Below are 24,968 nucleotides of genomic sequence, written 5' to 3'. Positions count from 1 at the left end.
GTGGGCATGATGACAGGGATTTGGGTTAAAATGCCATTTTACGGTATTAGTCCATGTCTCAGCCACCCCCTATAGTACTTTCTTTCGCCGCCAGCGACTCCAGCGGCGGCGCCGGTATCCAGGCCGACATCCTCACTCTTGCCAGCATGGGTTGTCATCCGCTGTCGGTGATTACCGCTATTACCGTGCAGGACACGGCCGGGGTGGATGATGTCATGGCGCTGGACCCGGAATGGGTGGCGGATCAGGCGCGCGCGGTTCTTGAAGACATGCCGGTACATGTCTTCAAGATCGGAATGCTGGGCAGCGTGGAGATTATCACGGCCATTGCTGAAGTGATTTCAGATTATCCTGATATCCCGCTGGTGCTGGACCCGGTGCTTACCTCGGGCCGCGGCGACGAACTCGCCAGCGAAGATATGCTGATCGCGATGCGCGAATTATTGCTTCCCCAGGCGACCATCATCACTCCCAATAGCCTGGAAGCGCGGCGGCTCGCCCAGGATGATGAAGACGATGATGACGACATACAGAACCTGAGTCAATGCGCCGGCCGTCTTTTACAGATGGGTTGCGAATACGTGCTTATCACGGGAACCCATGAAAATACGCTACAGGTGGTCAACCATCTGTATGGAAACGATGGCGTTATCCGATCGGATTCCTGGCAACGCCTGCCGGGTTCCTACCATGGTTCCGGCTGCACGCTCGCTTCGGCCATTGCCGCCGCGCTTGCGAATGGCTTACCCATTGCCGAGGGGGTATATGAAGCGCAGGAATATACCTGGCAGTCGCTTAAAGCCGGTTTTCGTCCGGGAATGGGACAGTTTCTGCCCGACCGGCTATTCTGGGCCCGCGATGAGATAGATGCCGTGGCCGAGGATAAAGTGAAATGACCCGGCCAGAACTCGGAGGGCTATACGCCATCACACCGGAGATGATCGACACCTCAGGCCTGGTTACGATGACGCAACAGGCGCTGACAGGTGGAGCACGTCTGGTTCAATACCGTAACAAGACGGCGGGTACCGCACTGCGACTGGAGCAGGCATATTCACTTGCACATCTTTGCCGAAAATTCGGCGTACCCTTTATCGTCAATGATTATCTCGATCTTGCCGTTGAGGTCGGTGCGGATGGTGTACATGTGGGACGGGACGACGCGTCCGTAGCCGAAGCCCGACGCAGGCTGGGGAAGGGGAAAATTATTGGAGTTTCTTGCTACAACCGGTTGGAGCTTGCCGTCGAAGCCGAGCGTGACGGTGCGGATTATGTCGCATTCGGCGCTTTTTTTGATTCTCCCACCAAACCGGGTGCGGCGGCGGCACCCATGGATTTGCTGGATCATGCAAGGCGGAAACTGCATGTTGCTGTGGTGGCTATTGGAGGCATTACTTCGGATAATGCCGGAGAACTGATAAGCCGGGGCGCCAATGCAGTGGCGGTGAGCAGTGCTCTGTTTGCGACTGGGTATATTCGATCCGCGGCCGAGAATTTTTCCCGGTTATTTCAACCTAATCCCACGGCTGATTGCTTATTTCCAGATCATTCTTCAGTATAACGCGTGGCCCATAATACCTTGCATCGCTTGATATTCTTTTTTATGAGTTCGCCAGCTGCGGACTCACTCTCCGTATTCCATTCCCAATAAACATAGGTTATCAAATGACTTCACGTAATCAGCAATTGTTTGAGCTCTCCCAGAAATATATTCCAGGCGGTGTTAATTCGCCTGTACGTGCCTTCAAGTCGGTGGGCGGCACGCCGATATTCTTCCGTCGGGGACAGGGCGCCTACGTATGGGATGCGGACGATAAGCCTTATATAGATTACGTCGGTTCCTGGGGGCCGCTGATTCTTGGCCATGCCCATCCCGAGGTGATTAAGACGGTCCAGGCAGTGGCGCAAAACGGTTTGACTTTTGGCGCACCCACGGAGGCTGAACTCGAAATAGCGGAGTTGCTGTGCACACTGGTTCCATCGATCGAGCAGGTGAGACTGGTAAGCTCGGGAACCGAAGCGACGATGAGCGCCATTCGCCTGGCACGCGGGTATACCGGGAGGAACCGCATTATCAAATTCGAAGGGTGTTATCACGGCCATGATGATGCCCTGCTGGTGAAAGCAGGGTCCGGGGCGCTTACTTTCGGTCATCCTAGTTCCGCCGGGGTTCCCGCCGGAACCACATCCAGCACCGTAGTGCTGGATTACAACGACCTCGCCGGCGTGGAGCGGGCGTTCAGCCAATTTGGCGACGAAATCGCCGCTGTCATCGTCGAACCCGTGGCGGGCAACATGAATCTGGTAGCACCGAAACCCGGCTTCTTACCCGCCCTGCGCGAGTTATGCACACAACATGGCAGCGTACTTATCTTTGATGAGGTGATGACCGGCTTTCGTGTTGGACTGGAATGCGCCCAGGGGCTCTACGGCATCAAACCCGATCTTACCACGCTCGGCAAAGTGATCGGCGGCGGCATGCCGATGGCTGCTTTTGGCGGTAGACGTGACATTATGCAGTGCCTGGCCCCGTTAGGGCCCGTGTATCAGGCCGGTACGCTTTCCGGCAACCCTGTCGCAGTGGCCGCGGGGCTTGCCACATTGAAGCTGGTGCAAATGCCGGGATTCTACGAAAAGCTTGCTGCCAGGACTCAACAACTTATTGAGGGTCTGGCTGCAGCCGCAAAAAAACACGGTATTCCCTTTTGCGCACAGGCGGTGGGAGGCATGTTCGGCCTTTATTTCCGGGAAGGCTTGCCGGCAAGCTATATTGAAGTGATGGAATGCGATAAGGAATCTTTTAACCGTTTTTTCCATGCCATGCTGCAAGAGGGGATTTACTTTGCGCCGTCAGCATTCGAGGCGGGCTTCGTTTCGACAGCACATGGTGATGTCGAAATCAATAAAACGCTGGATGCGGCTGACCGGGTATTCGGTGCGCTGAAATAAAGAAATAAGAAACGGCCAGATCAATCTGGATCAGGCTGTTTTATTTTGATGGGCGTCATTTCAAATTCGAGGGCTTAGCGCAAACCGGAAATAAACTCCGATACCACCTGAATTTCCCGTTCGCTCATGCGAGAAGCAATCATGTGCATCACGTTATTGGGATCTTTGGTGCGCTGATCGGTTCGGAACGCTCGTAGTTGCGCCGCAACATATTCCGAATGCTGGCCCGCAAGGCGCGGGTAGTTAGGTGGAATGCCGACGCCATTGGGAGAGTGGCAGCCGGCACAGGCGGGCAGGCCGGATTCCAGATTTCCACCACGATAGATCTTCTCACCCTGTTGCGCCAGTGCTTTGTCCTTGGCGCCACCAGACCTGGAAGTTTGCTGGGCATAATAGGCACCGAGATTCTTCATATCCTCCGCGGAGAGCGGGGCCACCATGGCACCCATAATCGGGCTTTCGCGCTCTGCGGGTTTGCCATCTTGCGGCTTGAAATTCTCCAGTTGCTTGGTGATATACTCGGCATGCTGGCCAGCCAGGCTGGGATTTGTGGGTATGACACTGTTACCGTCGGGGTTGTGACAAGTTGCACAAATTTGTGTGGCAATTTGCTGGCCTTTAGCTGCGTCGCCCTTGCTCTTATGGACCTCGGGAGCAGTTTCAGCGGAGACTTGATTGGATAGCGCCAGTGCGGCAAATAACAACACCACATTCGAAACTGATTTCATGCCATGCATTTCATGACGCTCCGGGAAAAATAAATATAACCATGCTATCAACATTGTATTTTAACAAGGTGAAAGCCGGTTAACAACCATAAAACCATAAACCGCCAGCAAATGAAAACATTATTTTTTCTGCTGTTGTTTGTCAACGTTGTTTTCGCATTTTATATTCAGATGCCGAGACCGTTATCCGGTAGCCACGTACAGCCATTGCCGGAACTTCAGCCGGAAGGAACCAAGCCGTTAGCTGCGTCTGCCAACTGCCTGGAATGGGCCTCCTTTTTTGAGGCGGATCTGGAGCAGGTCGAGGCCGCGATAGCCAGGCAGGAGCTGGGGGATAAGATAAGCCGGCAACCAATGGGCAAGACTCCGGTCTTTTGGATACATATCCCTCCTCTCAGAAGTAAATATCATGCCATAAAGAAGATGGGGGAGCTTGGAAGGTTGAAGTTAACCAATTTTTCTCACGTTCAAGACGATAGCAAATGGAATAACGCTATTTCCATGGGGTTTTTCCATAACATAGATGAAGCCCAGAATATGATGGTATCGCTCAGGAGCAAAGGCGTAAGATCGGCGGTTATCGGGGCACGCAACCTGGAGCAGATAAAATTCGTAGTGCAAGCGCCATCGGACGATATTGTCAGGAGGATGACGGACCTGGAGCGCGAATTCCCCGGCAGCGAGCTGAAGAGGACCGAATGCAATGCATCGGAGCAGGAGCTGATGGGTACCAATGATAAATAACAAGTGCAATCCTTGCGCAAACATGCCAGGTCCTTTTCATGATCACGCGTAACCCAGGGAATCTCGGGGCGGCCGTGGAGCGTGTCGCTGGCAAACCCGGATGATTTGTTGAGGGGTTCCCAAAGAAGGCTCCGGAATGAATCCCGGGCTGATTTTCTCCCCCCGCCCCTTACTGCAATTCTCTGCCAATTGCCACGCGATACCACTCTTGCAATGCATTCACTCAACCGCCATCATACGTTCTTATTCACTCATCGGAAGCGACCATGACCGTACCTCTCAAATCCCCGCAAGAAATAGAGAAAATGCGTATAGCGGGCAGGTTGGCGTCGGAGGTACTTGATTATATAACCCCCTTTGTCAAACCGGGGGTCACGACCAATGAGCTCGATACCTTGTGCCATGATTATATGGTCAATGTGCAGCATACCGTTCCCGCTCCACTCAATTACGCACCGCCGGGATATTCACCTTATCCAAAATCCATCTGTACCTCGGTCAATCATCAGGTGTGTCACGGTGTGCCGGGGGAGAAAACACTGAAATCCGGAGATATCGTCAACATCGATGTTACCGTCATCAAGGATGGGTATCACGGCGATACCAGCCGCATGTATTATGCCGGCGAACCGGGAATCCAGGCCAGACGCTTGTGCGAAATTACGTATGAATCCATGTGGCGTGGTATCGAGGAAGTTAAGGCAGGAAAACAATTGGGGGATATTGGCCATGCCATCCAGCATTTCGCCGAAGGTCATGGATGCAGTGTGGTGAGGGAATTCTGTGGCCATGGGATCGGCACAAAATTTCATGAAGACCCTCAGGTACTCCACTATGGCCGTGCCGGTACCGGGCTGCAGCTCAAAACGGGGATGATTTTTACCATCGAGCCCATGATCAACGCCGGGAAAGCGCCCATACGCCAAATGGCCGACGGTTGGACCATCGTCACCAAGGATCACAGCCTGTCGGCACAATGGGAACACACCGTGCTGGTCACCGAAACCGGATACGAGGTGCTGACCCTGTCCGCCGGTGCGCCACAGAAGCCTGCTTTTCGTTCCTGAACGTCATGAAGCCCCCCGGTGCCAGCTCACCGCGGAATCCTTCCGATATCGAAGTAGGCAAGAAAGCGCTTCTTCAAGGCCGCGAAGCACTGCGTCAGCACTATTACATGAGCAAGAACGGTGCAGCCCTTCTGCGTGACCATTGCCGGTTGGTGGACGACGTTTTGCGCCAGGCCTGGCGTGACATGGCCATGCCGGCTTCCATAGCGCTACTGGCGGTAGGCGGTTATGGACGCCGGCAGCTTTTTCCCTATTCCGATATCGACCTGCTGGTGCTGCTTCCCGCAGGGAAAAACAAGTCCGGGGCGGTGAACGACGCTATCGAATCCCGGCTGGAACACTGGGTAAGATTATTATGGGATATCGGCCTGGAGGTTGGACACAGTGTCCGCACGCTCGCTGAATGCGCGGAAGAGGCGGACAAGGACATCACCGTGCAAACCAGTCTGCTGGAAGCCCGTCTACTTGCCGGGGGCCGTCCGCTGTTCAGTCAATTTTCGCGAGCCATGCAGGCAATGCTTGAGCCGCGCGCTTTTTTTATCGCCAAGCAGCTTGAGCAACATCAGCGTCACGGCAGATATCACGATACCACGCACAACCTTGAACCCAATATAAAGGAAAGCCCCGGCGGGCTTCGGGATTTACAGAACATTCTATGGGTCAGCCATGCCGCGAAACTGGGAAAATCCTGGCCGGATCTTGCCAAGGGGGGGGTTATTACGCAACGGGAAGCTCGCCTTGCCCAGCGTCATCAAACTATCCTGCAAAACCTGCGCATCCGGCTGCACTACCTCGCGGGAAGGCGCGAGGATCGTTTACTGTTCGATTATCAGACTTCTCTCGCTGAAGAGCTCGACATAATCGGCAAGCCACCGCGTCGTGCAAGTGAAATACTGATGCAACGCTACTATCGTGCCGCCAAGGCGGTGACGCAGATCAATACGATCCTGTTACCTACACTACGCACGGAGATTTTTCCTGTTACGGATACCGTGCCGGTCATCATCAACAAACGTTTTCAGAAGCGCGGCGAATTGCTGGAAGCTTGCGACGAAGATATTTTCCGGCGGGAGCCGGGCACGATCCTGGAGAGTACCCTGCTACTGCAGCAGCATCCTGAGTTAAAGGAGCGCAGCGCGGCGACACTGAGAGCGATGTGGCGGGCCACACCTCTCATCAATGCAGCCTTCCGGCGCGATCCGCGCAATCGCGCCCTATTCATGAGAATCCTGCGGCAACCACACGGACTGACAGATGAGCTGCGCCTTATGAACCGCTATGGCATCCTTGGGCGCTATATCCCGGCGTTTGGACGTATTGTCGGCCAGATGCAGCATGACTTGTTTCACGTTTATACGGTGGACGAGCATATCCTGATGGTGGTGAGAAACCTGCGTCGTTTCATGGCGCCGGAATTCACTCACGAATATCCGCTATGCAGCCGGCTCATCGGCGAATTCGAACGCCCGGAGGTACTCTATCTTGCGGGACTGTTCCATGACATTGCCAAGGGGCGCAATGGAGATCACTCGGTGCTTGGAAAAACCGACGCCAAGCAGTTCTGCGAACGACACGGGATGCGGGCGGAAGATACGGAGCTGGTTATGTGGCTGGTGGAAAATCATCTGGTAATGTCGATGACGGCCCAGAAAAAAGACATCTCCGATGCGAGCGTGATTGAGGATTTCGCCACGCGTGTCGGCGACGAGCGTCATCTCATCGCGCTTTATCTGCTCACCGTTGCGGACATTCGAGGTACCAGTCCAAAAGTATGGAATGCCTGGAAGGGCAAGCTGCTGGAAGATTTGTTCTGGATAACGCGGCGGCATTTTTACGGCGAGTCCATCCATGCGGATGGAACGCTAAAAAACCGCAAAAACAAGGCGCTGGAATTGCTGCAACATGCCGGCATTCCCACCAGTGCGCATGAGCAGCTATGGTCGGCACTCGATCCCACTTATTTGTTGCTGCATGATCCACAGGAAATCGCCTGGCATACGCGCCACTTGAGCCACCGGATGAAATCGCCCACGCCGGTGGTCAAGGCACGTATCGCACCCGCCGGGACAGGCATTGAGGTATTGGTCTACGCACCTGACCAAAAGGATTTGTTCGCACGTATCTGCGGCTTTTTCGATGGTCTGGATTACAACATCGTCGAGGCCAGAATTCATACCACCCGCGACGGCTATGCGCTCGATAGCTTCCTGGTGCTGGATCCCTTCAATGTGGTGGAGCGTCAGCGCGATGTCGTCGGTATTGTGGAGCATGAACTGGCACAGCAATTAAAGCAGCAGGTACCCTTAAAACCCCCGCTGCAAGGACGCCTGAGCCGCCATCTCAAACATTTTCCGATTACGCCGGAAGTCGATATCGAACCGGATGAAAAGGGTATGTACCATGTTCTGTCGATTGTAGCGGGAGATCAGCCGGGACTGCTGACGCGCATCGCGCAGGTGTTGGTGAGCTTCAGTGTCAATGTACACGGCGCCAGGATAAATACCCTGGGTGAACGCGCCGAAGACACATTCCTGATTACGGGAGAAATACTGAATGAGACGCGAACCGTGATCCGCCTTGAGACAATGCTGCTAGAGGCACTACGGACCTCGAGCGAAACATCCGGCGCCAACCCGGGAAATCGTCATTAATCATAACACTGATCTATTAAATAAACGTCAACTACCGGATTTAGATTTAATGCACCGTAACCGCGGCTTCTTCCTCGCAGGCAAGGTCCTGGCAGTAATTCTCGTAGATGCCATCGAGAAATCCCCATAGCGCATCGCATGCCCGGGTGGTTGCCGCCAGCACTTCGGCCTGCTTCTCCGGCGTATCGGCAAAGCGCTCGATCAACGCCCATTCCGCTTGTGAATGGTGCACGTCGGCTTCCTGGTGTACCGTAAAGAATTCATAGCTGTCCGGATCATTCATCCCATAGAACTTCGCCAGACCGTCAATCTTTACAGCGGCAATTGCCGGTACCTGCGATTCAAATGCGTGCATCGCCGCCAGTCCCGCATAAAACGGCTGGTTCAGGCAGATGTCCCGGTAGGTCGATACCAGCCTCGCCGTGCCTGGCAGGGCGGCGGCATTGGCCAGGCTCTTGTCGGTGGAACCCAGCGCCAGAGCGAAAGTCTTCCACAAGGCGGGATGGTTCTTTTCGCCGTGCTCTTCGCTGATCAGATTCTTCAGTACTTCCTGGCGCACGCTGATGTCGCCGCTATGGGTTTCGGTGTGAAGATGCGGCGTATTGAAATGCACCGCGCTCAGATAGGTCGGCTCAGCCAGCACGTTATGAAAATACTGTTCCGCGTAGTGGCGCAATTGCTCTTTGGAAAGCTTGCCTTCTGTCCACGCGACATAAAAAGGATGCTTCAGCAGATGCCGCGCATCAATGATGGAGGTGACTTGTGTTTTGAATGACGAAGTTATTTTCATGCTGGCAAGGTTTCCGTTTGAGAAGTATTTATTTGGGCGCGTAGCTGCCGCGCGGCTTCGACCATGCGTTCCAGCGCTGTGACGACTTCCGGCCAGCTGCGCGTCTTCAAGCCACAATCCGGGTTAACCCATAATTGTTTTGAATTGATCACCTGGCAGGCTTTCTCCAATAATTCCAGCATCTCGCCGGTCTCTGGAATTCTTGGCGAATGAATATCGTATACGCCGGGCCCAATTTCATTCGGGTACTTGAATTGACCGAACCCATCCAGCAACTCCATACGTGAACGCGAGGTTTCGATGGTAATAACGTCGGCACCCATGTCGGCGATAGCTGGCAGAATGTCGTTGAACTCCGAGTAGCACATATGAGTGTGTATCTGCGTATCATCCTTTACACCGGAACTGGATACGCGGAATGCTTCCACCGCCCACTTCAGGTATTCATTCCAATTGGCTTTTTTGAGCGGCAGCCCTTCGCGAAACGCCGGCTCGTCAATCTGAATGATACCGATTCCGGCACGCTCCAGATCGGCGACTTCATCGCGGATGGCTAGAGCGAGTTGCAGCGCCGTGGTTGAGCGTGGTTGATCGTCACGCACGAACGACCACATCAGCATGGTAATGGGACCGGTCAACATACCCTTCACCGGCTTTGTGGTCAGACTCTGCGCATATTGAATCCAGTCCACCGTCATGGGTTCGGGACGAAAGATATCGCCGTACAGAATTGGCGGCTTGACACAGCGGGAGCCGTAGCTCTGCACCCATCCGTTCTCGGTAAAGGCATAGCCGCACAATTGCTCGCCGAAATACTCCACCATGTCGTTACGCTCGGCTTCGCCATGGACGAACACATCCAATCCGATCTCTTCCTGTTTCCTGATTGCCAGCTGGATTTCCCTGCGCATCGCTTCCAGATACTGCAAATTGCCGAGCTCACCTTTTCTGAACGCGGCACGTGCCTGCCGAATCTCCGGCGTTTGCGGAAATGAACCGATCGTTGTGGTGGGCAAGTCGGGAAATTGAAAACGCTGCTGCTGCAGCACCTGACGCACTTCGAACGGACTCGTGCGCTGGCTGTCATTCTGCGTCAGGCGTTGCAGGCGTTCCTGCATTACCGGGTTATGGTTGCGGGGTGACTCACGGCGCTCTTGTCTTGCCCTGGTGGAGGCATCCAGTTTCTCGCGTATGGCGTTCTCTCCCTGGTTCAGACCCTGTCCGAGAATCGATACCTCTTTTAGCTTCTGTACCGAGAACGCCAGCCAGTTCTTTATCTCGCTATCCAATCGGGTTTCCAGCTCAAGATCCACCGGACAATGCAGCAGCGAACAACTGGGCGCAATCCATAACCGCTCACCCAGGGTCAACTGCGCGTGCGCCAGAATCGCCAACGCCTGTGCCAGATCGGCGCGCCATACATTGCGTCCATCAATGATGCCCAGCGACAGAACTTTTCCGGTTGGATAGCCTTCGAGAAAAATATCAAGCTGATCCGGCGCGCGGCACAAATCAATATGTAAACCATCCACCGGCAGGTTTTTCAAGCGAGCAGCATGGTTATCCACCGCTTCAAAATAAGTGGCCAATAACAACTTCGGCAGTTTTGTTCCGGTCCCGGCCAAGGCAGCGTATGCCTGATCCAGACCGCTCAACCAGTCATCCTCCAAATCAAGCGCCAGGAAAGGTTCGTCAATCTGCACCCATTCCACGTCGAGAGAGGCGAGCCGGGCCAGAATTTCACGATAAACCGGCAGCAGATGCGCTAACAAGTCGAGCCGGTTGAAGCCGGGCTCTGTCTCTTTGCCGAGATATAAATAGGTCAGCGGCCCGATCAGTACCACCTTCGGTGAAATGCCCAGCGCCTTGGCTTCCGCCACTTCCCGGAAAAGTTTTGATGATGCGATACGGAATCTTGTGTGTGCATCGAATTCAGGGACGATGTAGTGATAGTTGGTGTCAAACCACTTGGTCATCTCCATCGCCGGCTGACTCGCCGTTCCACGCGCCATTGCGAAATACAGATCCAGTCCGATTTCGTCACTGCCCGCGTTGAATCGTGCGGGCACCGCGCCCAGCAGCGTCGTCATATTCAGCATTTGATCGTAAAGTGCGAAATCCCCAGCGGGAATCAGGTCAATGCCCGCTTCCCGCTGTGTGATCCAATGGTGTTTCCTTAATTCGGCCGCTCTGATTTGCAGCTGTTGTTCGTCGATATCGCCGCGCCAGCACGCCTCAAGCGCCTGTTTCAGCTCGCGGCGCGCGCCGATGCGCGGGAAACCGAGATTATGTGTCAAAGCCATGATTGCTCCTCATTCTTGCCGGTTGTCGGCTCAGTTGTTGGCTCAAGCCGGCTCAAGTACCAGCTTAGTTGCAGTAAGCGCCTATTGTGTGGCAGACTACGCTATGAATCAAATGAAATGTTCTAAAGAAACTATGAATGATATTCATAATTATAACCAAGATCATGCTTGAGTTACGCCACTTGCGCACGCTGGCGGCATTGCATGAAACCGGCAGCGTGTCGCGTGCCGCCAAGCGTGTACACCTGACCCAGTCTGCGTTGTCCCATCAGATCAAGGCACTGCAAAGCCACTATGGCCTGCCGGTCATACAGCGCCGGGGACAGTCCATCGAACTCACCGATGCCGGGAAATACCTGGTGGCACTTGCCGGAAAGGTATTGGAAGAGATTCAGGAAACTGAACGGGATCTCGCTAAAATCTCGCAGCAGGCGTCAGGAAGCTTGCGCATCGTACTGGAATGTCACACCTGCTTTGATTGGCTGATGCCGCTCATGGATGAATTCCGCCTGCACTGGCCGGACGTGGAGCTGGATCTCGTTTCCGGATTCCATGCCGATCCTGTCAAACTGCTGGAGGAAGGAGGCGCGGATGTGGTCATCGGATCGGAACACAAGCGGCAGCGGGGTATTGTCCATCACCCGTTATTCCGTTTCGAGATTCTCGCGGTATTGGCACCGGAGCACCCCTTGCGCGCAAAGCGGATACTGCATGCGGCTGACTTCGCCGATGTAACGCTTATTACCTATCCGGTGCCGGAAGATCGCATCGATCTTATCCTCAACGTGCTGAAACCCGCCGGTATCCAGCCACAGCGGCGTACGGCGGAACTGACCGTCGCCATCCTGCAACTGGTGGCCAGCCGCCGTGGTGTCGCCGCGCTACCCAGTTGGGGCATCAAAAACTATGTGGATCACGACTATGTGATTGCCCGCCGCATCGGGACCAATGGACTATGGAGCGACCTGTATGCATCAACACTCAAGGAAACCGCATCCCGTCCCTATCTGCGGGACTTCCTGACAACCGCAAGGAATACCTGTTTCGCCACACTGGACGGAATTATCCCGCTGGAATGAGGTTTTTCACTAGGGCCTGTTAACACGGAAGAAACGGAAGGGAGTAAATCAGGGAAGGTAATGATTTAAATCCGGTGAACAAACGAACCATCGTTTGCTCACCGTTAATGTGCCGATGAGTGCCTAGTGTAGCGTAACCGCGGCTTCTTCCTCGCAGGCAAGGTCCTGGCAGTAATTCTCGTAGATGCCATCGAGAAATCCCCATAGCGCATCGCATGCCCGGGTGGTTGCCGCCAGCACTTCGGCCTGCTTCTCCGGCGTATCGGCAAAGCGCTCGATCAACGCCCATTCCGCTTGTGAATGGTGCACGTCGGCTTCCTGGTGTACCGTAAAGAATTCATAGCTGTCCGGATCATTCATCCCATAGAACTTCGCCAGACCGTCAATCTTTACAGCGGCAATTGCCGGTACCTGCGATTCAAATGCGTGCATCGCCGCCAGTCCCGCATAAAACGGCTGGTTCAGGCAGATGTCCCGGTAGGTCGATACCAGCCTCGCCGTGCCTGGCAGGGCGGCGGCATTGGCCAGGCTCTTGTCGGTGGAACCCAGCGCCAGAGCGAAAGTCTTCCACAAGGCGGGATGGTTCTTTTCGCCGTGCTCTTCGCTGATCAGATTCTTCAGTACTTCCTGGCGCACGCTGATGTCGCCGCTATGGGTTTCGGTGTGAAGATGCGGCGTATTGAAATGCACCGCGCTCAGATAGGTCGGCTCAGCCAGCACGTTATGAAAATACTGTTCCGCGTAGTGGCGCAATTGCTCTTTGGAAAGCTTGCCTTCTGTCCACGCGACATAAAAAGGATGCTTCAGCAGATGCCGCGCATCAATGATGGAGTCTATTCTTTGCTTAAGAGATACATTGGTTGTCATGGTTTTCCTCTTTAACAGAGATGGGTAATCGGACAGCATATCATCGCGAAATAATATCGTGAAGTCAAATTTTGGCGACTAAATTTCCGTCGACATTAATTAGTGACCGTAGCCGTGCCCGTAAAACCATTCCTTACCGGCATCCCCTTGCGGCGTATTAACGGCTACACTGCTGCTTTATCTGCTTTCGGATTATCCTGAATCCGATAGTGGGATCGGGTAAGTGTGTGCGGTTTTTGAGGACAGGGCAAGGCGCAGCAACGCAGAGTCCGGTGTCGCGAGAATCGTGCAATCCACCCCGTAGCGAACTCACCTGGAGCGTGAGCGTCAAGTGGCACATAGAATCGTTATTAATCATAGAATTGAACTGATAAATGAACGGTCAACTACCGGATTCGGGGTTACTTTATGGATGAGCAAGCCAGCCTGCTGGCGCTATTCACCAGCAGTTTTCTTGCGGCCACGTTGCTCCCCGGTGGCTCGGAAGCTGTCCTATTCGGCGTTCTGACCGCTTATCCCGAGCTTTACTGGTCTGCTTTGGGAGTCGCGTCGGTGGGCAATACCCTGGGTGGCATGAGTTCGTACGCTATCGGGCTCTTTTTACCCGATGAGAAAGCATTTTTTGAAAAATCCGGGGGTAATCTGCGCGGCCTGGCGTGGGTGCGTAACTACGGCAGTCCGATACTCTTGCTAGCGTGGGTGCCGATTATCGGCGATCTGTTGTGTGTTGCCGCGGGGTGGCTTCGGATCAACTGGATATTGGCAATGCTGTTCATGGCTGCCGGAAAGTTTGCGCGTTACTGGGCAATCGCGGCGGCTATCAGCCCGTAGTTCAATTGACTGTTGCCCAATAAAAAAGCCGGCTGCTGACTTATCGGCCGGCTTATCGGTTCTTGTCGACTTATATCGGTCTTCTATCGATTCTCGCGCAAGATCAATCCATCCCCGTCATTTCTGAAGTAACTTCTGTAGTTCACCGCTCTGGTACATTTCTGTCACGATGTCGGAACCGCCGACAAACTCACCGTTGATATAAAGCTGCGGAATAGTCGGCCAGCTGGAATACTCCTTGATGCCCTGCCGGATTTCCGGCTCGGTAAGCACATCCACCGAGAAAAGATTATCCACCCCGCATGCATTCAGAACTTTCACGGCATGGGCGGAGAAGCCGCACTGAGGGGCTTGCGGCGTACCCTTCATATAGAGCACCACGGGATGAGTGGTCACCTGCTGTTTGATGGTTTCTTGCGTATTCATATAGAGCTCCTCGTCAATTTAATCAATCTGAAATCTGATCATGGGAAATAAAACCGTCTTCAGAAATATGATGCATCTCGGTTAATGTATCCCAGAATTACATTCTAGCAGTTTCTTGCGAGAAACTTCCAAACCGTCCGCCACTGACCCGCGGTATGCCTGCCAGATCGGAACGGGAAAGCACGCTATGAAAACCCGCTTCACCCAGCAGATGCCTGCATGCTTCCGCCTGATCGTAGCCATGTTCGAACAGCAGCGTACCATCCGCAGCCAGATAACGGGGAGCGGACGTAATGATGAAGCGAATGCAGTCAAGACCGTCGTCACCCGCTCCTTCCGTGAGCGCCATGCGAGGCTCGAAACGCAAGTCGCCCTGAGTGAGATGAGGGTCACCATCGGCGACATACGGGGGGTTGGAAACGATAAGATCGAACCTTTCCCCGGACACTCCATCGAACCAGTCGGTTTCAATGATGCGTACATTGCTTGCATTGAGCTGCCTGGCATTTATTTTGGCGATAGCCACGGCACCGGCTGAGGAATCCACCGCCACGATGTCAGCAAGCGGGCGATGTTTGGCGATGGTCAGTGCGATGGCGCCACTCCCGGTCCCCAGGTCAAGAACTTTGCAAGGATGATCCGGAGGAAGCCGTTCCAACGCCAAATCCACCAGTAACTCGGTTTCAGGCCGGGGAATGAGTACCGCTGGTGTAACATCGAAATCCAGGCTGTAAAATTCACGTTTTCCCATCAGATAGGCGACCGGTTCGCCATGAGCACGGCGTGCCGTCAATAAGCGAAAGGATTGCGCTTGTTCCGCGGTAAGCTCGTGCTCGGGGTGGGCGGCAAGATGGGCATGGCTGGCGGCGAGCACACTTTGCAGCAACATGCGTGCGTCGGTATCGCCAATGTCTCGTCGCGCTTGATGGAGCGCTTGCAATATGGTGATTTGCTGCATCATGGGATTCAACCGGATAATCGCACAAAAGTAAGGGGTTGATACAGAAGCCGCCTACTCGCCCATCGCCGCCAATTGCTCCGCCTGATGCTCGGACATGAGCGCTGAACACAGTTCACTCAAGTCTCCATCCATGATCTGTTCGATCTTGTAAAGCGTGAGATTGACGCGGTGATCGGTTATTCGACCCTGCGGAAAGTTATAGGTACGAATGCGTCCCGCGCGGTCGCCGCTGCCGATCAACGATTTACGGGTAGCCGCCTGTTTGCTCTGCTGTTCCTGCGTTTGCTTATCGCGGATTCGCGCGGCCAGAACGCTCATCGCCTGCGCTTTGTTTTTGTGCTGCGAGCGTCCATCCTGGCACTCGACCACGATACCGGTCGGCAAGTGAGTGATGCGCACCGCGGAATCCGTCTTGTTGATATGTTGGCCGCCCGCGCCGGAGGCGCGGTAGGTATCAATTCTTAATTCCGCCGGATTCAGTACCACGTCCATGATTTCGTCCGCCTCGGGCATTACCGCGACGGTACAGGCGGAAGTGTGGATACGGCCCTGCGTCTCGGTAACAGGCACACGTTGCACACGATGACCGCCTGATTCGAACTTGAGTTTGGAATAGGCGCCGTTACCGATGATCTTGGCGATAATTTCCTTGTACCCGCCCGCTTCAGACGGACTTTGCGAAATAATTTCCACCTGCCAGCGCTGGCGCTCCGCGAAGCGCGCATACATGCGAAACAAATCGCCCGCGAATAATGCGGACTCGTCCCCGCCTGTTCCGGCACGGATTTCCAGAAAAATACTGCGCTCGTCGTTAGGGTCTTTGGGCAGTAATTGTTTCTGCAGTTCCGCCCCGATCTGTGTGAGCCGCTCTTTACCCTCGCGCATTTCGGCGTCGGCAAAGTCGCGCATCTCGGCGTCGCCACACATTTCCTGCGCGGTTTGAATATCGCGCTCGCTCTGGAGGTAGGCGTCGTAAAGCTCCACCACCGGCGCGATCTCCGCACGCTCACGCGTGAGCTTACGATAATTATCGAGATTAGCGGTGATGGTTTCGCTACTCAGCAGACGATTCAACTCTTCCAGGCGCACGCTGAGCTGCGTGAGCTTGGCAGCGATACTTTTATTCATTCTGGACGGTGGAGGTGGTACAGGCGGTTGATCAGATCGACGAGATCGTCACGTTCTTCCGCCGCGGCATGATTGAGCGCGTAAGAGGGAATGTGCAGAAATTTGTTGGTCAGGCCATTACTCAGGGATTCCATGATTTTTTGCGGGTCTTCGCCCTTGGCCAGAAGCTTCCTGGCCCGCTCCAGCTCATGGCGCCGATATCGTTCGGCCTGATCACGCAATGCGCGGATGGTGGGAACCAGCTCGCGCGACTCCAGCCAGTGCATGAAATTGATCACGTTCGAGTCGATAATCGCCTCGGCCTGGGCTACCGCGCCTTGGCGTGAATCCAATCCTTCTTTGACAATGTCGGCCAGATCGTCCACGGAGTAGAGAAATACATCATCCAGTTCCGCCACTTCCGGCTCCACATCTCGCGGCACTGCCAAGTCCACCATGAAAATGGGGCGATGCTTGCGCGCTTTGATCGCACGCTCCACCATGCCCTTACCCAGTATGGGCAGCGTACTCGCGGTACAGGTCACCACAATATCGTGCAGTGCCAATTGCTCAGGCAGCTCATTCAGAGTAATGGCCTGCGCATTGAAACGATGCGCCAGAACCTGTGCGCGTTCACTCGTGCGGTTGGCTACGGTGATGCGCTTCGGATGGCGTGCGGCGAAATGACTGGCGCATAACTCGATCATTTCCCCCGCTCCGATAAACAATACGCGCTGCTCACCGATGTCGCCAAAAATCCGCTCCGCCAGCCGCGTAGCGGCCGCGGCCATGGAAACGGAATTCGCGCCGATCTCGGTAGAGCTGCGAACTTCCTTGGCGACGAAGAAAGTACGCTGAAACAACTTGTGCAACAGCATTCCGAGCGTGCCGGCGTGCTCGGCGGACTTCACCGCACTCTTTAATTGGCCGAGTATCTGCGGTTCACCCAGCACCATGGAATCCAGTCCGCTGGCCACCCGAAAGGCATGCTTAACCGCTTTTTCGCGCGGCAGCTTATAGAGATACGGTTCCAGTTCGCGCGCCTGCAAGTGATGGAAATCCGCCAGCCAGTGCGTTGCCTCTTCCGGTTTCTCGGTACTGCAATAAACCTCGGTGCGATTGCAGGTTGAAACGATTGCAGCTTCTCTTACCGGACGGCGGCCCACAAAATCTTGCAGCGCGCGCTCCATCGCATCTTCCGGGAACGAAACCTGTTCGCGGACATCCAGCGGCGCGGTCTGATGATTAATGCCAAAGGCAAATAGCTGCATGGAAGACAATGTAAGCGACCGGGAAGAATCTGAAAATTTGCTGATTATAGTATTACAAGCGTTTGAATACCATTAATTAGAAGGATTTTTGCGTGGAAGAGTTTCCGGTTTACAGAAAAATATGAGGCGCCTGATGGGAATGTTACGTCTGCTTCGGCTGTCTGCCGCGCATCTCTCCATGGAGATCGCCTCCGATTCTTGATACGCTTTTTCACGGGGATCGTCATTGTTGTCGCAATTATTTACATATTCTCCAACCTCTCTTTTTGGCTTCGGTTAAGCTCCTGTTTATAAGCAGGGTTAATGATGGGAACGAAACTTGCTTTAGCAAGAAGCGTGTATGAAGCATGGGTGGTCAGCACTTCATACCACCGAGACATGATAGGCCAAGTCTTGCATACAATAAGTCATGATACTGGCGATATCCTACAGCGAGAGGGTTTCAAAAGTCTCGCGCCGGATGTTGTCTGAACATCAGGCGTAAAGCATGACCTACAGAATGGATCATCTCTCCACTTTATCCGCCGAACATCTCAACCGTTACCAGCGGATCATTACGGAAGCGATCGGCATACGTCGGCACAGCGAGTTGCTGGCATGGTTACAGGGAGAACTGCAACACTATCTGCCGCATGAAATCTTGATTGCCGCGTGGGGTAATTTCACGGAAAATCTGATTTGTTATGACATTGTTTCAGCATTGCCCGGGGTCAGAACCGAATACTCCGACCCGCGAACACTCACGCCGCTGCTGCAAGGATTGTTTAATCGCTGGGTCGAACTGGGAAAATCGCCGTATACACTCGGCGCCGGTGACTCCGGTTTCCTGCTGGAAGAAGGCGATCTTCAGTGTTCCCTCGGCAAAGCATTGCAGGGCATGCGATCTTTACTGGTACATGGCCTGACGGACGAGCGGTCAAACCAGGACTGCCTTTATGTCATCTTCAGCCTGGAAAGAAAACTTCACAATTCGCTTGGCGCAATGCAAATTCTGCTGCCTTATCTTGACACGGCGTTAAGCCAGGTTACGCCCCTTGTTCATCCCGAGTCTAATGCGCCGGTATTAACAGCTCAGCCGAAAGATGGAGAATACTGGGGGTTGAGTAAGCGCGAGATAGAGATTATGAATTGGGTAAGGATAGGCAAAACCAATCTGGAAATTGCCGCTATTTTAGGCATAAGCGTATCTACGGTTAAAAATCACCTGCAGCATATCTTCAAAGCACTTAATGTCGCTACTCGAATGCAAGCTGTTATAAAGGTTACAGAGGGCCGCAAGCGGGATAGCTGAAGCCCGCTCACAAATAGTTAAAGCCCATTAATCAGCCGATAGAATTTATATTCTACGGACTACAAAATTATATTAAAATAACCACACTCCATAAATGGACTAGCGCTGTCGGGAGAAAACCAATCCCGGCCGAAAATCTGAGCCAATACCGTGCCGAAATCCTGTTTCTCTTTTCCCCGCCATGCATCGCCATGGGTCAATGAGAGGCTTGGCATCTGTTCTGCGAATCTCATCCTGTCCCCCGCAAAATCTCTCTGAGTAAACCTACGCTACATGCGCGCTGATATTACGAGGATGCCCCTTGTGGATGCCCTCAAGGCCATCGCCTGCTTATTAATTGTGTTGCATCACCTGGCGGCCTATGGCCCCATGTCGGAGATCGCATATCCGCTGTTTCCTGGTCTGATCGACGGGCTTTACGAATATGGAAGAATGGCTGTACAAGTTTTTTTTGTCATTGCGGGCTTTTTGTTTGCCGGGAAACATGCGCCAGGCGGGACATTACTTGTGGCCCGCCCCGTTCAAGCCATCAAACAACGCTACTTCAGACTGGTCGTACCCTATCTCGCCGCCTTAATCCTGGCGATCGGATGCGCGGCCGTTGCAAGAAGCTGGATGGTCCACGACTCCATCCCGGACGCGGCTGAACCCTTCCAGTTTCTGGCACATGCATTTTTGCTGCACGATTTGCTCGACCAGGAGGCGCTATCGGCAGGTGTCTGGTACGTGGCGATCGATTTTCAATTGTTCGCCGTTACCGTGATTCTGCTCTGGCTATCAGGGAAAATCCAGTCCGGATACCCGAACCTGAAAGCAGCTGGTCCGATCCTGATTACCGGCTTAACTTTAGCCTCACTGTTCGCATTTAACCGGGATACGTCCCTGGATGAAACCGCTTTCTATTTCTTCGGGTCATTCGGTCTCGGCATTCTGATTTATTGGGCTTCGAGCAGACAACAATCTCTCTGGCTCCTCCTGCTGCTGATTGTGATCGTGGTAGCGGCCTTGCTGGTGGACTTCCGTTCCCGGATAGCAGTTGCAGGGATTGTAATGCTGACGTTGGGCCTTGCCAGGCAATATCGCTCCGTACTGGAAAATTTTCCCTTGCCGAATTTTCTAAGCACTCTCGGACGTATTTCCTACTCGATATTCCTGGTTCACTTCCCCCTGTGCCTGATTGTCAATGCAACATTCTTTCGCCTTTTCCCGAATCAACCTGTCATGAATGCATTCGGGATGATTCTGGCCTTATGCATTAGCATCCTGGGTGGCGCTCTATTTTTCAAGTGGGTGGAGAGCGGATGGAACAGGCCTGCTTATTTCTGGAGGAGAAGTAAGGAGAGGGGTGTTTCTGTGGGCTAGCCCGACGTAATCCCCAGGAGATGAAGCAAGGGTTCTTATAGTTAATTGATTATTGGAAAGGGCATACTCGAATAACTCTTGAAAAGCCCAAGCAGATAACAGCTCTCAAACATGGCTTTCTCTTTATACCCCCAAATATATCCTCAGAGGCTTATGCTAAGAGTCGAGCGATTAAATTCGGTGTTAAATTTTCAACTAAATACTAAATTCATAAATTAGTCCGAGAACTCGCGTTACCCCAATAAAATAAAAAAGGACTAGCGATTAAGCTAATCCTTTGATTTATTGGTGGCCAAGGGCGGAATCGAACCACCGACACAAGGATTTTCAGTCCTCTGCTCTACCGACTGAGCTACTTGGCCATTTGAACCTATTCATTCCGTGACACAAGGATAGCAGCTTCAAAAGCTACGCTATCCTGAATACACAATATGAAATTTACCTACGCCTCCAGCGGGTACCAATCATGCTTTCGGGAGTCCGCAATTCTAGCACAGCGCAAAACTCATTGGAACACAAGCACACACCGCGTAACGGTCTGCCGAAGAACACGAGCGCGACTACGCGAGCCCTTGCGCCGGTATCGTTGATCTCCACTTCCGATCGAGCGAATCCGTTATTTATGTAACCACCGTATAGACCCACTTGCCCGCAACAGGCTACAATTCAAGCTTTTAGTAGCATCTTGTCATGCGTGTTTCCCGAGGCATCCCCGTTCAGGCAGAAGCTCCCGTTGCGCTGACCATAGGCAATTTCGATGGGGTGCATTTGGGTCATCAGGCGATGCTCGTTCGGCTGAAGGAAGCGGCTAACCGGCTTGATCTTACCGCTTGTGTGATGATTTTTGAGCCGCATCCGCGCGAGTTTTTCGCGCCGGATCAGGCGCCCACGCGGCTTACCAGTCTGCGGGAGAAGCTGGAGTTGCTGGCGGCGGCAGGCGTGGATCGGGTGCAGGTATGCCGTTTCAATTTTGATTTCGCCAGGATCAGCGCGGAGGATTTCATTGTCCGCATCCTGCGGCAGGGGCTTGCCGTCAGATGGATTCTGGTGGGCGATGATTTTCGCTTTGGCGCACGCCGCGCCGGTGATTTCACTATGCTGAAATCGTTTTCCGCCGAATGCGGTTTCGAAGTAGAAGAAATGCCCGCCTACACCGTGAATGGATTGCGGGTTTCGAGCACGGCGGTTCGGGAGGCTTTGGCGGAGGGGAATCTGGACCTTGTTGGGCGTCTGCTGGGACGGCCCTATGGTATCAGCGGACGGGTGGTGAGTGGCGACAGGCTTGGCAAGAAACTTGGCTTCCCCACCGCCAACATCCAATTGAAGCACAATCGGCCTCCGCTGTCGGGCATCTTCGCGGTAGAAGTCGAAGGGGGACTCCGTGGCGCCGCGGCTTCATCTTTGCCGGGAGCAATCAGGGGTGTAGCCAGTCTGGGCGTCCGCCCGACCGTGCATGAAGATGGCAGGCCGGTACTGGAGGTCCACTTGTTCGATTTCGATCAGGAAATTTACGGCCGTCATTTGCGCGTACATTTTCTGCACAAACTGCGGAATGAGGAAAAATTTCCTGATCTGGAAACGCTCACACAACAGATAGCGCGAGACGTGGAGGAAGCAAAACATTACTTTACTTTGCACCCTTCCACGTTTTCCGCTGGAATTGAAAAACCTTTTACATAGATCGAATTGATGTTGGCTATATTCCATGACCGATTATAAAAAGACGCTAAACCTGCCTGACACGCCTTTTCCCATGCGCGGCGATCTTGCCAAGCGTGAACCCGCCATGCTCAAAGCCTGGCAGGAGAAGAAGCTTTATCAAAGAATCCGCGAAGCCTGCCAGGGCCGTCCCAAATTCGTGCTGCATGACGGACCGCCTTATGCCAATGGCGATATACACATCGGCCATGCGGTCAACAAAATCCTCAAGGATATTATCGTCAAAACCAAAACGCTGGCTGGCTTCGATGCCCCTTATGTACCGGGCTGGGATTGTCACGGGCTGCCGATCGAGCACCAGATTGAGAAAAAACACGGCAAAAATCTGCCGGCAGATAAGGTACGCGCGCTGTGCCGCGCTTTTGCGCAGGAGCAGGTGACACGGCAGAAAGCGGATTTTATCCGGCTTGGTGTGCTGGGCGATTGGGATAATCCTTATCTCACCATGAATTATCGCACCGAGGCAGGCATTATCCGTGCGCTGGGGAAGATTCAAAGAAGCGGGTTTCTCTACCAGGGCCAGAAGCCCGTCAACTGGTGCATCGATTGCGGCTCCGCACTGGCGGAGGCAGAGGTCGAATATGAAGACAAGACGTCGCCAGCGATTGATGTCGGCTTTGAGGTCATTGGTTCCCATGCTCAAAATGCCGGAGATCCTCCCCCGCACCCGCTAGCTGCGGCTTTTGGCATATCCCTGCCGGAGAACACCAAGGTATACGCAGTCATATGGACTACCACGCCGTGGACGCTACCCGCCAATCAGGCGGTGTCGGTACATCCCGATTTTGACTATGCGCTGGTGGAAACGCCTCGCGGATTGCTCATACTGGCCGCCGATATGGCACAAGCCTGCCTTGAACGCTATGGGCTGCACGGGGAAACGCTCGCAACGTGCAAAGGCGCGGCGCTGGAGGGCACTCCGTTGAATCATCCCTTCAACGGACAGGAGGTACCTATTATTTGTGGCGGGCACGTAACCCTGGAAGCCGGGACAGGCCTGGTGCACACGGCGCCGGCACATGGGCTGGACGATTATTTTATCGGCCAGAAGTACGGCCTTTCCAATGATAGCCCGGTGGATGACGACGGCAAATTCATCGCCGCCACACCGGTCGTTGGCGGATTATTTGTATGGAAAGCCAACGATGTGGTGATCGATACCCTCAGGGATAGCGGGCACCTGCTGCATATGGAAAAGATCCAGCATAGCTACCCGCACTGTTGGCGGCACAAGACCCCCATCATTTTCCGGTCCACGCCGCAGTGGTTCATTGGTATGGGCCAGGACAACTGGGCGGGCAGTTCTCCTCAGGAGAAAACGCTGCGGGAACTCGCTTTAAATGCCGTGGAAGCCACGCAATTTTATCCCGCATGGGGTAAGGCCCGCCTGGAAGCGATGATCAAGAACCGGCCCGACTGGTGCGTGTCGCGCCAACGGGACTGGGGCGTGCCGATGGCATTTTTCGTGCATAGGGAAACTGGGGCTTTGCATCCGCGCACTGAAGAATTGCTGGAGCAAGTTGCGCAGCGTGTCGAAGAACATGGGATAGAGGCATGGTTCAGCCTGGATGCGGCGGAGTTACTGGGGGAAGAAGCGCAAGACTACAAGAAACTTCCGGATACGCTGGATGTGTGGTTTGATTCCGGGACCACGCACGATACGGTTCTGAAGCCCAATGCCCAGCTCAAATACCCGGCTGACCTTTATCTGGAGGGCTCCGACCAGCATCGCGGATGGTTCCAGTCCTCGCTTCTGACGGGTTGCGTGATTGATGCGCGCGCACCTTATGATGCATTGCTCACCCACGGTTTCGTGGTGGATGGCCATGGTCACAAGATGAGTAAATCCAAAGGGAATGTCATCGCTCCGCAAAAGGTAATGGATAACTCGGGAGCGGATATTCTGCGGCTATGGGTGGCATCCACCGATTATTCCGGCGAGCTTTCCATTTCGGATGAAATCCTGAAACGAGTAGTGGAGAGTTATCGGCGCATACGTAATACGCTGCGTTTTCTTCTCGCCAATCTGGCTGATTTCGATCCCGCTACGGATGCGGTGGCGGTGGAACAATGGCTGGAGATAGACCGCTATATGCTGGCTTTCACCAAAGAGCTTCAGGATGAACTGACGCAGTGTTATCAACGTTACGAATTCCACCTGGCGGTTCACCGCCTGCATAATTTCTGTTCCGAGGATTTGGGTGGTTTCTATCTGGATATCCTCAAGGATCGGCTATATACCGCTGCCGCCAAAGGTATCCCGCGTCGCTCGGCACAAAGTGTGCTGTATCACATCGCCCATAGCCTGGTTCGCTTATTTGCGCCCATCCTCAGCTTCACCGCTGAAGAAGTATGGGAGCATTTGACAGGCAGCGCCGCCGACAGTGTTCTGCTGCACACTTGGCATGAATTCCCATCGCAATCGGATGAAACGGTATTGATAGAGCGCTGGACCCGGCTTCGCGAACTGCGCTCGCTGGTGCAAAGACAATTGGAGGACTCGCGCGGCCGGGGGGAAATCGGTTCATCGCTTGCTGCCGCGGTAGAGATTCATATCGGCGGAGAGGATTTTCTGCTGCTCGATTCGCTGGGTGACGATCTTCGACTTGTCATCGTCACCTCCGAGGCGCGCGTGATCAGATCGGAGACGCCGCAGAATGCAGAAGTTGCTGTCACCCCATGCACTCATCCAAAATGCGAGCGTTGCTGGCATTATCGCCAGGATGTGGGAATCGATTCCGGCCATCCCACGATCTGCGGCCGGTGTGTATCCAATCTTTTTGGTTCGGGCGAGGCTCGGCGATATGCCTGAGCGGGATGAG

The 24,968-nt window shown here is 53.9% G+C and carries 20 protein-coding genes and 1 tRNA gene; 12 read left to right on the top strand and 9 right to left on the bottom strand.

What is annotated here, in order from left to right; genetic code table 11:
• Positions 1-53 precede the first annotated feature (53 nt).
• The 3 genes from thiD (at position 54) to hemL (ending at position 2,949) form a co-directional block, all read left to right on the top strand.
• Positions 54-896 carry a bifunctional hydroxymethylpyrimidine kinase/phosphomethylpyrimidine kinase gene (thiD, locus tag BLR00_RS03350; protein ID WP_074630800.1) on the top strand — a complete coding sequence of 281 codons (843 nt, stop codon included), beginning with the start codon at positions 54-56 and terminating at the stop codon, positions 894-896.
• The gene (gene thiE, locus BLR00_RS03345) at positions 893-1,561 is read left to right on the top strand and encodes a thiamine phosphate synthase (protein WP_074630799.1); all 669 of its coding nucleotides are present in this window, start codon (positions 893-895) and stop codon (positions 1,559-1,561) included. Before thiD ends, thiE begins: the two co-directional genes overlap by 4 nt.
• A gap of 104 nt (positions 1,562-1,665) precedes the next feature.
• Positions 1,666-2,949, top strand: a complete 1,284-nt coding sequence (hemL, locus tag BLR00_RS03340) for a glutamate-1-semialdehyde 2,1-aminomutase (RefSeq protein WP_074630798.1) — start codon at positions 1,666-1,668, stop codon at positions 2,947-2,949.
• A gap of 74 nt (positions 2,950-3,023) precedes the next feature.
• Here the strand turns inward: hemL and BLR00_RS03335 are convergent, their stop codons facing one another.
• Complete coding sequence (locus BLR00_RS03335; protein WP_074634108.1) at positions 3,024-3,677, bottom strand: c-type cytochrome; 654 nt, start codon at positions 3,675-3,677, stop codon at positions 3,024-3,026.
• Positions 3,678-3,788: 111 nt separating this feature from the next.
• Here BLR00_RS03335 and BLR00_RS03330 point away from each other — a divergent pair, with 111 nt between their 5' ends.
• The 3 genes from BLR00_RS03330 to BLR00_RS03320 all read left to right on the top strand — a co-directional run bounded on the left by BLR00_RS03330 (position 3,789) and on the right by BLR00_RS03320 (position 8,139).
• Positions 3,789-4,421 (top strand): hypothetical protein, encoded by a 633-nt coding sequence (locus BLR00_RS03330; RefSeq protein WP_074630797.1) that lies wholly within the window; start codon positions 3,789-3,791, stop codon positions 4,419-4,421.
• 266 nt (positions 4,422-4,687) lie between these two features.
• On the top strand, positions 4,688-5,488 hold the full coding sequence (gene map, locus BLR00_RS03325) for a type I methionyl aminopeptidase (RefSeq protein WP_074630796.1): 801 nt from the start codon (positions 4,688-4,690) through the stop codon (positions 5,486-5,488).
• Positions 5,489-5,493: 5 nt separating this feature from the next.
• On the top strand, positions 5,494-8,139 hold the full coding sequence (locus BLR00_RS03320) for a [protein-PII] uridylyltransferase (RefSeq protein WP_074630795.1): 2,646 nt from the start codon (positions 5,494-5,496) through the stop codon (positions 8,137-8,139).
• 46 nt (positions 8,140-8,185) lie between these two features.
• On the opposite strand, the gene BLR00_RS03315 is transcribed toward BLR00_RS03320, so the two are convergent.
• Both BLR00_RS03315 and metE read right to left on the bottom strand, forming a co-directional pair.
• On the bottom strand, positions 8,186-8,929 hold the full coding sequence (locus BLR00_RS03315) for a 4-aminobenzoate synthase (protein ID WP_074630794.1): 744 nt from the start codon (positions 8,927-8,929) through the stop codon (positions 8,186-8,188).
• Positions 8,926-11,232 (bottom strand): 5-methyltetrahydropteroyltriglutamate--homocysteine S-methyltransferase, encoded by a 2,307-nt coding sequence (gene metE / locus BLR00_RS03310; protein WP_074630793.1) that lies wholly within the window; start codon positions 11,230-11,232, stop codon positions 8,926-8,928. Before metE ends, BLR00_RS03315 begins: the two co-directional genes overlap by 4 nt.
• A 164-nt stretch (positions 11,233-11,396) precedes the next feature.
• Here metE and BLR00_RS03305 point away from each other — a divergent pair, with 164 nt between their 5' ends.
• Positions 11,397-12,311, top strand: coding sequence for a LysR family transcriptional regulator (locus BLR00_RS03305; RefSeq protein ID WP_074634107.1), 915 nt, complete (start codon positions 11,397-11,399; stop codon positions 12,309-12,311).
• A 123-nt stretch (positions 12,312-12,434) separates the two neighbouring features.
• Here BLR00_RS03305 and BLR00_RS03300 read toward each other — a convergent pair whose 3' ends face one another.
• The gene (locus tag BLR00_RS03300) at positions 12,435-13,178 is read right to left on the bottom strand and encodes a 4-aminobenzoate synthase (protein ID WP_074630792.1); all 744 of its coding nucleotides are present in this window, start codon (positions 13,176-13,178) and stop codon (positions 12,435-12,437) included.
• A 408-nt stretch (positions 13,179-13,586) separates the two neighbouring features.
• Between BLR00_RS03300 and BLR00_RS03295 the strand changes: the two genes are divergently transcribed.
• A complete protein-coding gene (locus BLR00_RS03295) occupies positions 13,587-14,009 on the top strand; it encodes a YqaA family protein (RefSeq protein WP_074630791.1) in 423 nt (140 codons plus the stop codon).
• A gap of 117 nt (positions 14,010-14,126) precedes the next feature.
• Here the strand turns inward: BLR00_RS03295 and grxD are convergent, their stop codons facing one another.
• From grxD to hemA, 4 genes are all read right to left on the bottom strand, one after another.
• Complete coding sequence (gene grxD, locus BLR00_RS03290; RefSeq protein WP_074630790.1) at positions 14,127-14,435, bottom strand: Grx4 family monothiol glutaredoxin; 309 nt, start codon at positions 14,433-14,435, stop codon at positions 14,127-14,129.
• A 97-nt stretch (positions 14,436-14,532) separates the two neighbouring features.
• A complete protein-coding gene (gene prmC / locus BLR00_RS03285) occupies positions 14,533-15,393 on the bottom strand; it encodes a peptide chain release factor N(5)-glutamine methyltransferase (RefSeq protein ID WP_074634106.1) in 861 nt (286 codons plus the stop codon).
• Between the two features lie 54 nt (positions 15,394-15,447).
• Positions 15,448-16,524: a peptide chain release factor 1 gene (gene prfA / locus BLR00_RS03280; protein ID WP_074630789.1), complete on the bottom strand. Its 1,077-nt coding sequence runs from the start codon at positions 16,522-16,524 to the stop codon at positions 15,448-15,450.
• Entirely contained in the window at positions 16,521-17,774 is a 1,254-nt protein-coding gene (gene hemA / locus BLR00_RS03275) for a glutamyl-tRNA reductase (RefSeq protein ID WP_074630788.1), read from the bottom strand. Before hemA ends, prfA begins: the two co-directional genes overlap by 4 nt.
• Before the next feature lie 487 nt (positions 17,775-18,261).
• Here hemA and epsA point away from each other — a divergent pair, with 487 nt between their 5' ends.
• Entirely contained in the window at positions 18,262-19,065 is an 804-nt protein-coding gene (epsA, locus tag BLR00_RS03270) for an XrtB/PEP-CTERM-associated transcriptional regulator EpsA (protein WP_081346627.1), read from the top strand.
• Positions 19,066-19,359: 294 nt separating this feature from the next.
• Entirely contained in the window at positions 19,360-20,427 is a 1,068-nt protein-coding gene (locus BLR00_RS03265; protein WP_256324035.1) for an acyltransferase family protein, read from the top strand.
• 286 nt (positions 20,428-20,713) lie between these two features.
• Here BLR00_RS03265 and BLR00_RS03260 read toward each other — a convergent pair.
• Positions 20,714-20,789 (bottom strand) — tRNA-Phe (locus BLR00_RS03260).
• A 328-nt stretch (positions 20,790-21,117) separates the two neighbouring features.
• On the opposite strand from BLR00_RS03260, the gene BLR00_RS03255 reads away from it, so the two are divergent.
• Together BLR00_RS03255 and ileS are read left to right on the top strand one after the other, a co-directional pair.
• Entirely contained in the window at positions 21,118-22,107 is a 990-nt protein-coding gene (locus tag BLR00_RS03255; protein ID WP_074630786.1) for a bifunctional riboflavin kinase/FAD synthetase, read from the top strand.
• A gap of 25 nt (positions 22,108-22,132) precedes the next feature.
• The gene (gene ileS / locus BLR00_RS03250; RefSeq protein ID WP_074630785.1) at positions 22,133-24,958 is read left to right on the top strand and encodes an isoleucine--tRNA ligase; all 2,826 of its coding nucleotides are present in this window, start codon (positions 22,133-22,135) and stop codon (positions 24,956-24,958) included.
• Positions 24,959-24,968 lie beyond the last annotated feature (10 nt).

It is taken from the genome of Nitrosospira multiformis, from assembly GCF_900103165.1.
Taxonomy (GTDB): Bacteria; Pseudomonadota; Gammaproteobacteria; order Burkholderiales; family Nitrosomonadaceae; genus Nitrosospira; species Nitrosospira multiformis_D.
The sequence above is the reverse complement of the archived record's forward strand: the minus strand, read 5'-3'. Positions and strand labels throughout refer to the sequence as shown.